Raw genomic sequence first — 14,016 nt, 5'->3', positions numbered from 1 at the left:
GGGCGGTCGGCGCGGCGGGGCGGTTCAGGCGTGCTTCGCCGCGAGCACGTCGACGTCGGCGTCGATGTCGGGATCGTCGACGAGGAGGTCGTCCGCCCGCTCGAGCAGGGCGGTCGCGATCTCGCCCTCGAGGTGGGCCTGCCGCCCCGCCTCGTCGGGGAAGGTGTCGAAGATGCCGAAGCGCGTCTCGTCGAAGCGGACCGCGAACCACGAGGTCATGCCCGTCTCCGCCTCGGCGGCCTCCTGTGCGCCGCGGAGGAACTCGGCGACCTCCTCGGTCTTCTCGGGCTTCGCCTCGAACCGTGCCAGGATCGCGAACTCGGAGTCTGCCATGCGGGCACCGATACGGTCGACCGCCGCATATAGCCGCGTCTGGTGGTGAATACCCCGGATCCGAAGGAGTGATACGTGTGGTTCGGCGCCGCCGTGTTGCCGTCGCCGTCCGACCGGTCGCGCTCCGGTGCCGCGCCCGCCGCGTCCGGACGACGCCGTCAGTCGTCTTCCAGCGCCTGCGCGATCCGCTGGAGCTGTCGGGTCGCGTCGCGGACCTCGTCGCGGAGCTGGCGCACCTCGCGCACCAGCTCCTCGTTGCCGGCCGACTCCTCCTCGCGGGCGCCGGGGCCGCCCATGCCGGGCGCGCCGCCGCCCATCCCGCCGGGGCCGCCCCCGCCCATCATCCCGCCCATCATCTGCGCGAAGGGGTTGCCGCCGCCGCCCATCCCGCCGGGGCCGCCCCCGCCCATCATCTCCTCGGGGAAGGGGGCGCCGCCCTCGCCGTCCTCGCGCTCCTGCTCGCGTCGCTCGCGGATCTCCTCGACCCGCTCGCGGAAGGACTTCTCCTCGGCGGCCTCCTCGTCGCCGTCGGTACCCTCGCCTGCGTCCGTCGGGTCGTCGTCTGCCATACGCCGTCGTTCGGTCCGGCGTCCGAAAAGCGTTGTTCCTCGTGGGGCGGAACGGAGCGCTCTTGTGCGCCCGTCCCCGAAGGGGGCGCGTGTTCGCGGACCGGTCAGCCGACCTCGCCGACGACACGCCCCACCGCGGCTACGGGGCGGCCGTCACGCCCGGCGTGAGCGGTCCCTGTGTGCTCGTCGCGGGGCACGGACCGGCCAACCGCCTGCTGACGTGGCGCGACGGCGCCTTGCGCGACGTGGCGACGCCCGCGGTCGCCGACGAGGGGCGCCACGCCATCGGCGTCGTCGCCGCCGACCTCGACGCCGACGGCGCCGAGGAGATCTACGTCCACAACACCGACGCCTACGAGGGGCACACCCGCGACACCGACCTGCTCCTCGACCCGGTCGACGTGCGCCCGGACCACCCGGACGTCCGCTGGCGCGACCTGTTCGGCCTCGGCGTCAACGCCAGCCGGGGGAACTTCCGGGCGGGCCGGTCGGTCGCCGCGCTGGACCGCTACGGCACCGGGCGCTACGGCGTGTTCGTCGCCAGCTACGGCCTCCCGTCGCGCTTCTACGAGCTGGGCGACGACGGGGAGCTGTCGGACATGGTCGGGGCCGTCGGACTCGACCTGAAGGACGGCGCGCGCTCGCTGTACGCCGGCCCGATCGTGAGCGACCGGATGGACCTGTTCGTCGGCGTCGAGCGCGGTCCGAACCGGCTGTTCCGCAACGAAGGGGGCCACTTCCGCGAGGTCGCCGAGGCGGTCGGCGTCGCCGACCCGGAGACGAACGCCCGCGGGGTCACGATGGCCGACGGCGACATCGCCGTCGGCGGGTGGGAGACGCCGAGCCGCCTGTTCACGCCGTCGGAGGGTGCGGCGGGGTCGGACCCGCCGGCCCTCGGCGACGGGACCCGCAGCGACGGCGGGCTGGCGACGTTCGTCGACGCGGCGCCCGCGGACCTCGCGGCGGCGACGCGGACCCGCACGCTCGTGACCGCAGACTTCGACAACGACGGCCGCGAGGAGCTGTTCTGCAACACGATGGGCGACCGGAACCGGCTGTTCCGCAAGACGGCCGACGGCTGGGCGTCGACGGACGTCGGCGCCGCGCGCGAGCCCGACGGGCTCGGCACCGGCGCGGCCGTCGCCGACGCCGACGGCGACGGCGCGCTCGAACTGCTCGTCGTCCACGGCGAACTGTCGGCCCAGCCGCTCACGCTGTACGACGTGCCGGGCGCGACCGACAACGACTGGCTCCGGGTGCGCCCGACGACGCAGTACGGCGCGCCGGCCCGCGGCGCGACCGTCACCGTCGAGACGCCGTCGTGGACGCGCACGAAGGTGGTGTGTGCCGGCTCGGGCTACCTCTGTCAGATGGAGCCGGTCGCCCACTTCGGGCTCGGCGACGAGCGCGCCGAGCGGCTCACGGTGCGGTGGCCGGACGGCCACGAGGCGACGCTGGAGCGGCCCGCCGAGCGCGCCGAACACGAGGTGCCCCACCCGATGGCGCCGCGGTTCTGACGCGGGAGCGGTCCGGCCGCGCGTCCGGACGGCGCGCCCGGGCGACGACGTGACGGAACCGCTTTCACCCGCCCGCCGACACGTCGACCCATGAGCGACGACGCGCCGCGCCGGGGGAAGGTCGACCGCGACACGTTCGAGTCGACGATCCGTCCCGCGACCGGCGCCGCCCGCGACGACGTGCGCCTCGGCCCCGCCCACGGCGTCGACTTCGGCGTCCTCAACGTGGCCGGCCGGGCGGTCGTCTGCGCGACCGACCCCGTCTCGATGCTCCCGGCCCTCGGCCCCGAGCGCGCCGGCCGGTTCGCGCTGGCGTTCGCGCTCGGCGACGTGGCCGTCTCCGGCGTCCGGCCGACGCACTTCTGCCCCTCGTTCGCGCTCCCGCCGGACGTGACCGACGAGCAGTTCGCGGGCTTCTGGCGCGCGGTCGCCGCCGAGTGCGAGGCGCTCGGCGTCGCCGTCCCCACGGGCCACACCGCGCGCTACCCCGACGCCGCGCTCCCGTGGGTCGGCGCCGCCACCGTCCTCGGCGTCGGCGACCACGACGACGTGATCCGGCCCGACGGGGCCCGCCCGGGCGACCGCCTGCTCGTCACGAAGGGGCCGGGCGTCGAGACCGCGGGGCTGTTCGCCTCGCTGTACCCGGAGGCGCTCGCCGAGCGCGGCCTCGCGGCGTCGACGGTCGCCGACGCCGCCGCCCTGCTCGACGAGACGAGCGTGGTGCGCGACGCGCTCGCGGCCGCCGACGCCGGACGGGAGGCCGTCGCCGCGGGCGCCCCCGCCGGCGTCACCGCGATGCACGACGCCACGGAGGGCGGCCTCCGCGGCGCGCTGTGCGAGACGGCCGCGGCCGCGGGCGTCCGCATCGACGCCGAGCGTGCGGCGGTGCCGACCGCCGACGCGGCGCTGGCCGCCTGCGAGGCGCTGGAGCTGGACCCGTGGGCGTGTACCACCTCCGGGACGCTCCTCGTCGCCGTCGACCCCGGCGCGGTCGACGCCGTCGTCGCGGCGCTCCGGGCGCGGGGGACGCCGGTCGGCGACGCCGGCGCGGTCCGCGCGGGCGAGGGCGTGTTCGTCGACGGCGAGCGCGTCCGGCCCCCCGCGGAGGACGCCTCGTGGGCCGCCTACGAGCGCCTCTCCGGGGAGGAGTGACGGGGTCGACGGCCCGGCACGAGCGATTCCGACGGCCGTCGAATCGACGGCACCGCTAACCCCGCTCCCGGCGATGGATCGGGGATGAGCCCTCCCGAACGGCTGTACGACCTGCTCACGGGCGGGAGCGAGATCAACATCGTCTGCCACAACAACCCCGACCCGGACTGTCTCGCCAGCGCGCTCGCGCTCGGCCGGATCGCGGCGGCGGCCGGCATCGACGAGCGCCACATCCTCTACAGCGGCGACATCTCCCACCAGCAGAACCGCGCGTTCGTCAACCTCCTCGACATCGACCTCAAGGCGTTCGACGCCGACGCGATCGTCGACCGCGCCCCGGGGTCGCTGCTGGCGTTCGTCGACCACTCGATCCCCGGCGACAACAACGACGTGCCGGAGGGCACCCACGTCGACGTCGTCGTCGACCACCACCCGGCGGAGGGCGTCGAGGCGACGTTCGTCGACCGACGCGAGGAGATCGGCGCCACCGCGACCATCATGACGCAGTACCTCCGCGCGCTCGACACCGAGGTGGACTCGGTGCTCGCGACGGCGCTGTCGATCGCGATCCGCAGCGAGACGCTGGCGTACCTCCGCGGCACGACGCGCGCCGAGTACGACGCCGCGGGCTTCCTCCACGACACGGTCGATCAGGAGACGCTCCGCCGGCTCGTCGCGCCGTCGGTGACCGGCGAGACGCTCGACACCATCGCGACCGCCATCGCCAACCGCACGGTCGCCCACGCGGTGCTCGTCTCCCACGTCGGTCGGACCGGCGAGCGGGACGCGCTGCCGCAGGCGGCCGACTACCTCGCGACGCTGGAGGGCGTCGAGACGGCCATCGTCTTCGGCATCGTCCACGACGCGGTCCACCTCAGCGCCCGGTCGCCGGACCCGCGGGTCCACGCGGGGGAGGTGCTGCGCGCAGCGTTCGACGACGTGGGCAGCGCGGGCGGCCACCACGACGTCGCCGGCGGCCAGATCCCGCTCGGGATCTTCGCCGACGCCGCCGACGACGACGAGCGGCTGTTCGGCCTCGTCGACGACCTCGTCGCGGCCCGTCTGTTCGACGCCCTCGGGATCGGCGACGAGTGAGGCCGCCGGGTCGGACCCGGCTCAGTCGTCGGCCGCGGCCGCGAGCCGGTCGCGCGTCGCCGCCGCGAGGTCGTCGAACGCGGCGTCGGCGGCGGCCACGTCGTCGGCGAACGACAGGAAGCCGTGGCACATCCCGTCGTAGTCGAGGTGGTCGACCGCGACGCCGGCGTCCGCGAGCCGGGCGGCGTAGGCGGCGCCGTCGTCGCGCAGCGGGTCGCACTCGCCGGTGACGACGACCGCGGGCGCGGTGTGCGAGAGGTCGGCCGCCCGCAGCGGCGCGGCGTAGGGGTTGGCCGCGTCGACGTCCGAGCGGAGGTACGTCCGCCAGAAGTGGCGCATGTCCGCCCGGGTCAGGAGCGGGCCGTCGGCGTTCGCCTCGTAGGAGTCGGTGACGAACGCGCGGTCGGTGATCGGGTACAGCAGCGTCTGGACCGCCGGCACCGTGTCGTCGGGGGTCGCGAGCGCCGCCGCCGCCGCGAGGGTCCCGCCCGCCGAGGAGCCGGCGACGCCGACGACGCCGTTCCCGCCGAGCGTCGCCCCGTGTTCGCGGGTCCACTCCAGCGCCCGGACGGCGTCGTCGACGGGCGCGGGGAAGGGGTGTTCGGGCGCCAGCCGGTAGTCGACGGAGACGACCACGGCGCCGACGCGCCGGCACAGGCGGCGCGCGAGGTCGTCCGCCGAGTCGAGCGTGCCGAGACACCAGCCGCCGCCGTGGAAGAACACCAGCGTCGGCGCGGGCGTCTCGGCGGGCCGGTACACCCGCAGCGGGAGGTCGTCGCCGTCGGGCCCCTCGATGCCCAGATCGAGCGTCGAGGCGACCGGCAGCCGCTCGTCGGGGCCGCCGTCGCCCCCGAACAGGTCGTCCTCGATCCGGCGCGCCTCCGCGACGGAGAGGGCGTGCCACGGCGGCACCCCCATCGCCTCGATGTCGGCGACGACGGCGGCGGCCGGGTCGAGCGCGGGGTCGCGGTCGGCGTGCGGTCCGGCGTCGGCCGCGGCGTCGGCGGCCGGGTCGGCGTCGGTCATGCCCGTCGCGAGGGGCGACTCGGGTATGAACCGCCCGAATTCCGTCGACCGCGCGGGCCGCGGTGGGGTCGGCCGCGACCGTGTGGCTCTTGCGCGGCCGCCGCCGACCGGGTCGTGTGTCGCTCTCGCTCCGTTCGATCGTCGGCGCCGACGCCGACGTGCTCGCCGACCGGGACTTCCGGCTCCTCCTCCTCGCGTCGCTCATCTCGCCGATGGGCGCGTCCGTCGTCTCCCCGGTCGTCGAGACGCTCGCCGGCCCGTACGGCGTGCCGCCCGCGGAGGTCGCGCTCCTGCTGTCGGCGTTCACCGCGCCCGGCATCGTCTGTATCCCCCTCTCGGGCGTCCTCGCGGACCGCTACGGGCGCAAGCCGGTGTTGACAGCGGGACTGGCGCTGTTCGGCCTCGCCGGCGTCGCCCTGACGCTCACGACCGACTTCCGCGCCGCCCTCGGGCTCCGCCTCCTGCAGGGCGTCGGCTACACCGGCATCGGGCCGATCCTGATCACGGCGACGGGCGACCTGTTCTCGGGCGCCCGCGAGTCGGCGGCGCAGGGCGTGCGCTTCACCGCCGTGGGGGCGTCGCTCACCGTGTTCCCGCTGTTGTCCGGCCTCCTCGTCGCGCTCGCGTGGTGGGCGCCGTTCGCGCTGTACGCCGCGGCGCTCCCAGTCGCGGTGGCGGTGTGGCTGGTGTTCGACGAGTCGGCCGACCTCGGCGGCGACGCCGACGACGACGGGGCGGGCGTGCGCGACCTGCTCGCGCTCGCGACCCGCGGTCGGGTCGCGGCGACGCTCGTCGGCCGCGCCGCGCCGGGGTTCCTCTGGTTCGCGTTCCTCACCTACAACTCCATCGTGGTGGTGCGCCTGCTCGGCGGGTCGCCCGGCGCGGCGGGCGCGCTCGTCGCCGTCGCCTCCGTCACCAGCGCCGCGGCGACGACCCAGACGGGGCGCGTCACCGCGCGGTTCGGCCGGACCGCTCCGACGTTCGCGGCGCTGGTCGTCGCCGCCGTCGGCCTCGCGGGGCTGGCGGCGGCCCCGTCGGTCCCGGTCGCGCTGCTTGCGGGCGTCCCCGTCGGCGCGGGGTTCTCGGTCGCGCTCACGCTGTACCGCTCGGCGATCACCGGGCTCGCGGGCGACGACCTCCGCGGGGGCTCGTCAGCCTCGGCGAGTCCGTCGGCCGCGTCGGCTCGACCGGGGCGCCGGTCGCGATGGGCGCCGTCGTCACGCTCCTCACCGAGCCGCTGGGGTACGCCGGCGCCGTGCGGACCGTCTCGTTCGCGGTCGCCGCGGGCGTCGTCGTCGCCGGCGGCCTCCTCCTGCTCGTGGGCGACCACGGCGCCGACGACGGGCGCGGGACGGACGAGCCGGCCGGCGACGGCTGACCCGGCCGGAGGCGGCAAGCCCTTGCCCCCGCCCTCCCAACCCGGCCGCATGACCGACACGGACGCCGCCGGGACGGAGTCCGCCCACACCCTGGAGGGCGCCCGCGAGCGCGACGCCGCCGACCCCCTCGCCGGCTACCGCGACCACTTCGCGGTGCCCGACGGCGAGCGCTACATGGACGGCAACTCGCTGGGGCTGGCGCCAGACGCCGCGCTCGCGACGCTGGAGCGCGTCGTCGACGAGTGGCGGGAGCTGGCGATCCGGGGGTGGGAGGCGGCCGACCCCGACTGGTTCCACTACGGCGAGCACCTCGGCGACCTGCTCGCGCCGCTGGTCGGCGCCCGCGAGGAGGAGGTCGTCGTCGCCAACTCGACGACGGTGAACATCCACACGCTGATCGGGACCTTCCTCGACACCCTGCCCGGCACCCCCGCCGGCCCCGACCCCGCGGCCGACCCGCCCGCGGTGCTCGTCAACGATCTGGACTTCCCGACCGACCACTACGCGATCCGCGCGCAGTTCCGCCAGCGCGGCATCGACCCCGACGAGCAGTTGGTCGCCGTCGAGTCCCGGGACGGCCGAACGATCGACGAGGCCGACGTCGAGGCCGCGCTCCGCGAGCGCGACGACGTCGGCATCGTGTTCATGCCGTCGGTGCTGTACCGCTCGGGCCAGCTGCTGGACGTCGACCGGATCACCGCCGCCGCCCACGAGCACGGCGCGCTCGCGGGGTTCGACTGCGCCCACTCGGTGGGGGTCGTCGACCACGCGCTCGGCGACGCCGGCCGCGACGACGAGGGCGCCGACTTCGCGGTGTGGTGTTCGTACAAGTACCTCAACGGCGGCCCCGGCGCGACGGCGGGGCTGTACGTCCACGAGCGCCACCACGACGCCACCCCCGCGCTGGCGGGCTGGTGGGGCAACGACAAGTCGACGCAGTTCGAGATGCGCCACACGTACGACCACGCCGGCACCGCCGGCGCCTGGCAGATCGGCACCGTGCCGATGCTGTCGTCGGCGCCCATCGAGGGCGCGACCGAGTTGATCCGCGAGGCGGGCGTCGAGCGCGTCCGCGAGAAGTCGCTCGCGCTCACCGACTACCTGATCGAGTTGGTCGACGACCGCCTCGGCGACGACTTCTCCGTGGGAACCCCGCGGGAGCACCCCCGCCGCGGCGGCCACGTCGCCATCGAACACCCGGAGGGGTACCGCGTGAGCGAGGCGCTGCGCGACCGCGGCGTTGTCGTCGACTTCCGGCCGCCGAACGTCGTCCGCGTCTGTCCGGCGCCCATGTACACCCGCTTCGAAGACGTGTACCGCGTGGTCGAGACGATCGACGAGATCGTCGCGGCGGACGCCCACCTGGAGTACGACCCGCGCGGCGGCGGCGTCACCTGAGCCGCGGCCCCGGAACCGCGAGCGGGCTGCTCACTCCCCCAGGAAGCGCAGGCCCCCGCCGACGAGCAGCGTCAGCCCGCCGAGAATGAACGTTCCCGGGATCGGGAGCACGAACAGGCCGAGACCGACTAGCAACACGATGGTGGAGAGGCGCACGCACCCGAGTCGGCGCGCCAGTCAAAAGTGCTCGGTGGCAGTTCCGGCGGCGCCGGAACCGTGCCCAGCGGTCGGGTCGCCCCCGACTACTCGCGGACGTACTCGGGGTCGAACATCTGCGCGGAGGTGGGTGCGGGGTCGCCCTCGGTGCAGTTGTACGCCGAGAGGTCCGCGTCGGTCGCCCCCGCGGCGCGCAGGAGGTCCTCGTCGTACACCGAGTGCCCGGTGTACTCGCCCGGGTCGCGGTCGAGGATCGCCAGCACGGCGTCCGCGAGCACGTGCGGCGTCCGCCAGTCGTCCTCGGTACCGAGCCCGAAGTAGCGGGTCGCGCGGGTGTCGACCGCGGTGACCGGCCAGAACGTGTTACAGCCGATGTCGTCGCCCGCGAGTTCCTGCGCGAGCGACAGCGTGACGAACGACATGCCGAGCTTCGACCACGCGTAGGCGGCCTTGCCGGGCGCGCGGTCGACGGCGATCGGCGGCGCGTTCGTGAGGATCCACCCGCCCGCCTGCTCGCGGAGGTGCGGGAGGAACGCCCGCGAGACGAGGTACGTGCCGCGGACGTTCACGTCCGTCAGCAGGTCGAAGCGGTTCGCGGGGAGGTCGGCGACGTTCGCCAACTGGATCGCCGAGGCGTTGTTGATCACGATGTCGACCGTGCCGAACTCATCGATCGCCTCCTCGACGGCCGCCTCGACGGCGTCCTCGTCGCGCACGTTCAGCTGGATCGCGTGGGCGTCGACGCCGCGGGCCTCGCACTGCTCGGCCGTCTTGTGGATCGTGCCGGGGAGGTCGCCGCCGGGTTCGGCGGTCTTCCCCGTCGAGACGACGTTACAGCCGTGTTCGGCGAGCGTGAGCGCGATCCGCTTGCCGATGCCCCGGGTCGTCCCGGTGACGAACGCGGTCGACCCGGAGAGGTCGGGTCCCTCGAACGGGGGGTCGGCGCGGTCCGGTCCGGCGGGCATCGCCTCGGCGGCGTCGGGGTCTACGTCGGCCATACTGGGCGTGTTGCCGGCAGGGTTCCTGTAGCTACCGACGACGGCGCGACGCGAGTTCACCGCAGTTTACCGCGACCGCGGCGGCCGACGACCGCCCGGTCGTCAGGCGTCGCCGAGGCGCCGGCGGAGGCGGCCGAACGCCGCCCCGTACCGCTCGACCAGCACCGCCACCAGCCGGCGCTCGGCCGCGGAGAACCCCAGCGCCCACAACACGGCGGCGTACGCCGCGAGCCCGACGGCGGTGCCGACGACCGCGGCCGCGGCCCCGGGAAGCGCCGCCCGCGCCGCGAGCGCGACGAGCACGAACGGGAGCGCCGCGACGAGCGGCTTCCCGTGCGCGAGCGTGAACGGCTGGAGCCCCTCGACGCGGTACAACACCGCCACCTCCAGCCCGTTGTTCACGCCGAGCATGAGCAGGTAACTGGCGACGAGTCCCGCGAGGCCGAACTCGATCGTCAGCGGGATCGCCGTGACCGCGAGGAACAGCGTGATGGCGGTGTTGACGACGAGGAGGGCGCGCTGGTGGTCGGTCATCCGCAGGAGGATGCCGACGCTCCCGGCGGCACACGCGAGGAACTGCGCGGCGACGAACCCCGGGAGCAGCGGCGCGTAGCGGACGAACGTCGGCCCGAACAGCGCCATCACCGACTCGCGGTACACGACCACCGGGATCGAGAGGGCGGCGACGCCGACGAGGACGATCCGGCTCGTGACGTGGTACAGCCGCGCCAGCGCCTCGCCGTGCCCCTCGTCGTTGAGCGCGGCCGCGACCGGCGGGACGAACTGGTTGATCGCCATCAGCGGCAGGCGCACGAGACTCCCGACGAGCACGCCCACCGCGAACACGCCGCCGGCCGTGCCCGAGAGGAACACCGCGATGAGGGGGTAGAAGCCGAGCCGCTGGGTCGTCGTCGCGAAGCCGCTGAGGAACAGCGGGAACGTGTAGCCGACGTAGCGCCGCCGGACGGCGTCGCCGTCGGGGACGCGGATCCGGGGCGGAAGCCGCGCGACCGCGCGAGCCACGCCGCGCCGCCGAGCGCGACGACCCCCATCGCCAGCGGGACGCCGACCGCGACGCCGACGAGGTCGCCGAGCACGACGGCGCCGACGGCGCCGACGACCAGTTGGGCGGCCGGGAACGCGAGCCGCTGGAGGAGGTTCAGCGCCGTCACCTCCTCGGTGGCGCGCATGAGCCGCGCGACGGCGAACAGCGCGACCGACGCCGGCAGCCCCACGGCGAACACGCGGAGGTACAGCGCGAACCGGGGCGCCTCGCCCGAGCGCGCGGCGACCGTCGGCGCCGCGACGTACAGCGCCGCGCCGAACAGCGCCGCGACCGCGACGACGAGCGCGACCGCGAACGTCGCGATGGCGTCGCGCTCGGCGGCCGTCTCCGTCGTCGGGAGGAACCGGCTGAGCCCGCCGGCGAACCCGAGCGCGAGCCGTCGCAAGAACCGTTGGAGCCGCCGCGCCAGCGCGAACAGGCCGTACGGCCCCGCGGCGAACGTGTTGGTGAGAAGCGCGGTGAACGCGAGCGCCAGGCCGCGCTGGAGGAGGATGCTCGGCGTCGAGACGACCGCCCCGTGGGCGACCCGTTCGAGCGCGTCCGCGAGCCGCTCGTCCGGGGACTCGCCGTCCGCGAACCGCCCGCCGGCGGCGTCGGCGGCGTCGGTGGCCGCGTCGGCGTCCGCCCCCGCGTCGCCGTCGGCCGCCGCCTCCCCGGAGTCCATCGGCTCGGCGGAGTGGCGACCCGGACAAAAGGCCGACGGAGCGCGGCGGGTCGCGTCGGATCGCCGACGCGTCCGGCCGGCGGCTACTCGGGGTGCGGGACGTAGTCGTCGCCCACCCGCACGTCGAGCGCGCCGGGGAGGGCGCGGAAGTCGAGGCGCTCGTGGGTCGCCACCTCGCCGTCGCGGCTGAACGTGATCGGCTCGTCGCCGTCGGCGGCGACGTGGAGTTCGCCCGCCCGGAAGTGGGTGACGCCCTCGGTGCCCTCGCCGAGCAGGCGGTGGACGGCCGCCTCGACGGCCATGCCCGACGCCGGCATCCGCTCGACGACGACCACGTCGAACTCGCCGTCCTCCATGTCGGCCTGTCCGCCCTCCTCGACGAACTTCCGGGCGTTGCCGACGAGCACGCACGTCGCCTCGCCCGCCCACGTTGTCGTCGGCGACGCGACGCGCACGTCGAGCCCGTCGAACGCCACCGTCTCGCGGGCGCCGGTGAGGAGGAACGCGAGGGTGCCGAACCGCTCCTTCAGCTCCCCGGAGGTGTCGGTGCTGGCGTTCGCGGGGAGGCCCGCGATACACGACACGAGGAACGGCTCCGTGGACTCCCCGGCGGCGCCCTCGGCGACGCCCACGTCGAGCGGGCGCGCCTCGCCGGTGTCGGACAGTTCGATGCCGTGGTCGAGCGACTCGACGCCGAGGGTGCCCGCGAGGAGGTTCGCCGTCCCCCCGGGCAGCACCGCGAGCGTGGTGTCGCCGAGCGCGTCGGCGCGGAACAGCCCCCGGATCGCGTCGTTGATCGTCCCGTCGCCGCCGCAGACCGCGAGCGTCGACGCCCTCGCGGCCGGCCTCGGCGGCCAACTCGACGGTGTGGGCGGCGCTGTCGGTCTCGGTGACGGCGAAGCCGCGCGCCTCCATCGCCCGGCGGACGCGGTCGGCGTGGTCGCCGGTGCCGCTGTGGGGGTTGACGAGACAGCGGCGCGAACCGATCTGCATGGATCGAGGGACGCGGCCGCGCCACTTCAACCCCTCGGAGGACCGTCGCGGCGGGCGCTCGCGCCTCGCCGCCGACGGTACGGTTAAGTCGGTTCACGGGCCTTCTCGGAGGAATGAGCGACGACGCGACTGCCAGCGTCGGGGACGAGGTGCTCGACCGGATGCTGCGCGGCGGCCTCCCCCGCGGACAGACCACCCTGGCGCGGGGCGGTCCCGGGACGGGGAAGTCGACGCTGAGCATGCAGTTCCTCGACGCCGGCGTGCGCGCGGGCGAGCGGTGCCTGTACGTGACGACCGAACAGACCCTCGACGACGTGGCCCAGTCGTTCGCGGCGTTCCCGTTCGCCCTCGACGACGACCGCCTCGACGTGCTCTCCCTGCACGCGACCCCGGGCGTCACCCTCGACGACCCCGACGGAGCCGAGGAGACGCTCACCCTCCAACGGCTCGACGACGACGCCAGCGTCGGCGGCGACCTCGCTTTCGGAGAGTACACCCGCCCGTTGACGCCCGGGACGCTGCGCGAGGAGTTCCGCCGCTACGCCGACTACGACCGGGTCGTCGTCGACTCCGCGAACGGGCTCGCGGGGTTCACCGACGCCCACACCTACCGCCGGGTGGTCCTCGACGTGATCGCGACGCTCACCGACGAGGGGTCGGCGACGGCGCTGTTCACCGCCGAGGACGGCGGCGCCGACTCGGTCGGCGACCTGCTCCAGTACGCCGCCCACGGCGTGCTCGCGCTGTCGCGCGAGCGGGTGCGCGACGACAGCCACCGCTTCGTCGAGGTCGCGAAGCTCCGCGGCGTCGACCACGACACCCGCCGGCTCGAACTCCACATCGACGCCGAGCGCGGCGCCCGGGCGGTGCCCGGGCGGCGGAGCCAGCCGCCGGCGGTGAAGACCCACGGCCACCGGCCCGTCGGGGTGGCCGGCTTCGACCAACTCGTCGGCGGCGGCATCGTCGCCGGCGCGGGCGTGCTGTTCGAACACGACGGCACCGCGAACGTGTCGACGTTCCTCGGGTCGATCCTCCGGGCGGCGCTGGACCGCGGCGACCGCGTCGCCGTCGTGCCGACGATCCACCTGCGCCCGCACGGCCTGCGGACGGTACTTTCCGGGTTCGGCTACGACGCCGACGAGCTGCTCGCGGACGGCCGCCTCCACGTCGTCGACCTCATCGGCACGTGGGACGCCGACTGCGAGGGCGTCCACGCCCCCGAGCGCGCCGCGGAGGTGCGCGAGGCGTTCGCCGCGATCCGCCCCGAGGGGGACGACGCCGACCTCACGTCGCTGGTGAACGCCGACGCGTACGTGAACGCCCTCTCCCCGGCGGCGACGCGAGAACTGCGCTACCACGAGGAGTCGCGGCTCGTCCGCCCGGCTGACACGCTCGTCCACGTCCACAACCCCGGGGTGGCGACCGACGAGGTGTCGGCGTTCCTCGAGAACACCGCCGAGCAGGTGATCGAGACGTGGCTCTCCGAGAGCGGCCTCCAGTACGTCCAACTGCGCAAGTCGCCGTGCGGCTTCGTCGGCACCACCTCGCTGGTCGAGTACCTCGAAGAGGAGCCGTTCGTCGCCGTCCAAGAGCCGCCGACCGACCGCGAGAACCCGATGGCCGACGAGACGTACCCCGACGAGTACCCGAGCGGGGAGTGAACGGCGTCG

General features: G+C 75.0%; 13 protein-coding genes and 1 pseudogene. 6 read left to right on the top strand and 8 right to left on the bottom strand.

What is annotated here, in order from left to right:
* Nucleotides 1–24: 24 nt before the first annotated feature.
* Complete coding sequence (locus P0R35_RS02205; RefSeq protein ID WP_284013626.1) at nt 25–333, bottom strand: putative quinol monooxygenase; 309 nt, start codon at nt 331–333, stop codon at nt 25–27.
* Nucleotides 334–491: 158 nt separating this feature from the next.
* Nucleotides 492–902, bottom strand: coding sequence for a hypothetical protein (locus P0R35_RS02200; protein WP_284013625.1), 411 nt, complete (start codon nt 900–902; stop codon nt 492–494).
* 89 nt (nt 903–991) lie between these two features.
* On the opposite strand from P0R35_RS02200, the gene P0R35_RS02195 reads away from it, so the two are divergent.
* The 3 genes from P0R35_RS02195 (at nt 992) to P0R35_RS02185 (ending at nt 4,666) form a co-directional block, all read left to right on the top strand.
* Nucleotides 992–2,419 (top strand): CRTAC1 family protein, encoded by a 1,428-nt coding sequence (locus tag P0R35_RS02195; protein WP_284013624.1) that lies wholly within the window; start codon nt 992–994, stop codon nt 2,417–2,419.
* A 90-nt stretch (nt 2,420–2,509) separates the two neighbouring features.
* On the top strand, nt 2,510–3,571 hold the full coding sequence (locus tag P0R35_RS02190; protein ID WP_284013623.1) for an AIR synthase-related protein: 1,062 nt from the start codon (nt 2,510–2,512) through the stop codon (nt 3,569–3,571).
* Nucleotides 3,572–3,655: 84 nt separating this feature from the next.
* Complete coding sequence (locus tag P0R35_RS02185; RefSeq protein WP_284013622.1) at nt 3,656–4,666, top strand: DHH family phosphoesterase; 1,011 nt, start codon at nt 3,656–3,658, stop codon at nt 4,664–4,666.
* Nucleotides 4,667–4,687: 21 nt separating this feature from the next.
* Here P0R35_RS02185 and P0R35_RS02180 read toward each other — a convergent pair whose 3' ends face one another.
* Nucleotides 4,688–5,692: an alpha/beta hydrolase gene (locus tag P0R35_RS02180; protein WP_345782755.1), complete on the bottom strand. Its 1,005-nt coding sequence runs from the start codon at nt 5,690–5,692 to the stop codon at nt 4,688–4,690.
* Nucleotides 5,693–5,904: 212 nt separating this feature from the next.
* Between P0R35_RS02180 and P0R35_RS02175 the strand changes: the two are divergent.
* Both P0R35_RS02175 and kynU read left to right on the top strand, forming a co-directional pair.
* A pseudogene (locus P0R35_RS02175) lies at nt 5,905–6,795 on the top strand (MFS transporter); the annotation flags it as partial.
* 324 nt (nt 6,796–7,119) lie between these two features.
* A complete protein-coding gene (kynU, locus tag P0R35_RS02170; protein WP_284014677.1) occupies nt 7,120–8,469 on the top strand; it encodes a kynureninase in 1,350 nt (449 codons plus the stop codon).
* A 30-nt stretch (nt 8,470–8,499) separates the two neighbouring features.
* On the opposite strand, the gene P0R35_RS02165 is transcribed toward kynU, so the two are convergent.
* From P0R35_RS02165 to P0R35_RS02145, 5 genes are all read right to left on the bottom strand, one after another.
* Nucleotides 8,500–8,625, bottom strand: coding sequence for a hypothetical protein (locus tag P0R35_RS02165; RefSeq protein WP_284013621.1), 126 nt, complete (start codon nt 8,623–8,625; stop codon nt 8,500–8,502).
* An 86-nt stretch (nt 8,626–8,711) separates the two neighbouring features.
* Nucleotides 8,712–9,590, bottom strand: a complete 879-nt coding sequence (locus P0R35_RS02160; RefSeq protein ID WP_284014676.1) for an SDR family oxidoreductase — start codon at nt 9,588–9,590, stop codon at nt 8,712–8,714.
* 135 nt (nt 9,591–9,725) lie between these two features.
* Nucleotides 9,726–10,454 (bottom strand): lipopolysaccharide biosynthesis protein, encoded by a 729-nt coding sequence (locus tag P0R35_RS02155; protein ID WP_284013620.1) that lies wholly within the window; start codon nt 10,452–10,454, stop codon nt 9,726–9,728.
* Complete coding sequence (locus P0R35_RS02150; RefSeq protein ID WP_284013619.1) at nt 10,421–11,353, bottom strand: polysaccharide biosynthesis protein; 933 nt, start codon at nt 11,351–11,353, stop codon at nt 10,421–10,423. The genes P0R35_RS02155 and P0R35_RS02150 overlap by 34 nt, the downstream gene beginning before the upstream one ends.
* A gap of 83 nt (nt 11,354–11,436) precedes the next feature.
* Complete coding sequence (locus P0R35_RS02145; protein WP_284014675.1) at nt 11,437–12,129, bottom strand: diacylglycerol/lipid kinase family protein; 693 nt, start codon at nt 12,127–12,129, stop codon at nt 11,437–11,439.
* Between the two features lie 330 nt (nt 12,130–12,459).
* Between P0R35_RS02145 and P0R35_RS02140 the strand changes: the two genes are divergently transcribed.
* Nucleotides 12,460–14,007: an ATPase domain-containing protein gene (locus P0R35_RS02140; RefSeq protein WP_284013618.1), complete on the top strand. Its 1,548-nt coding sequence runs from the start codon at nt 12,460–12,462 to the stop codon at nt 14,005–14,007.
* Nucleotides 14,008–14,016 lie beyond the last annotated feature (9 nt).

The organism is Halobaculum litoreum, assembly GCF_030127125.1.
Taxonomy (GTDB): Archaea; Halobacteriota; Halobacteria; order Halobacteriales; family Haloferacaceae; genus Halobaculum; species Halobaculum litoreum.
The sequence above is the reverse complement of the archived record's forward strand: the minus strand, read 5'-3'. Positions and strand labels throughout refer to the sequence as shown.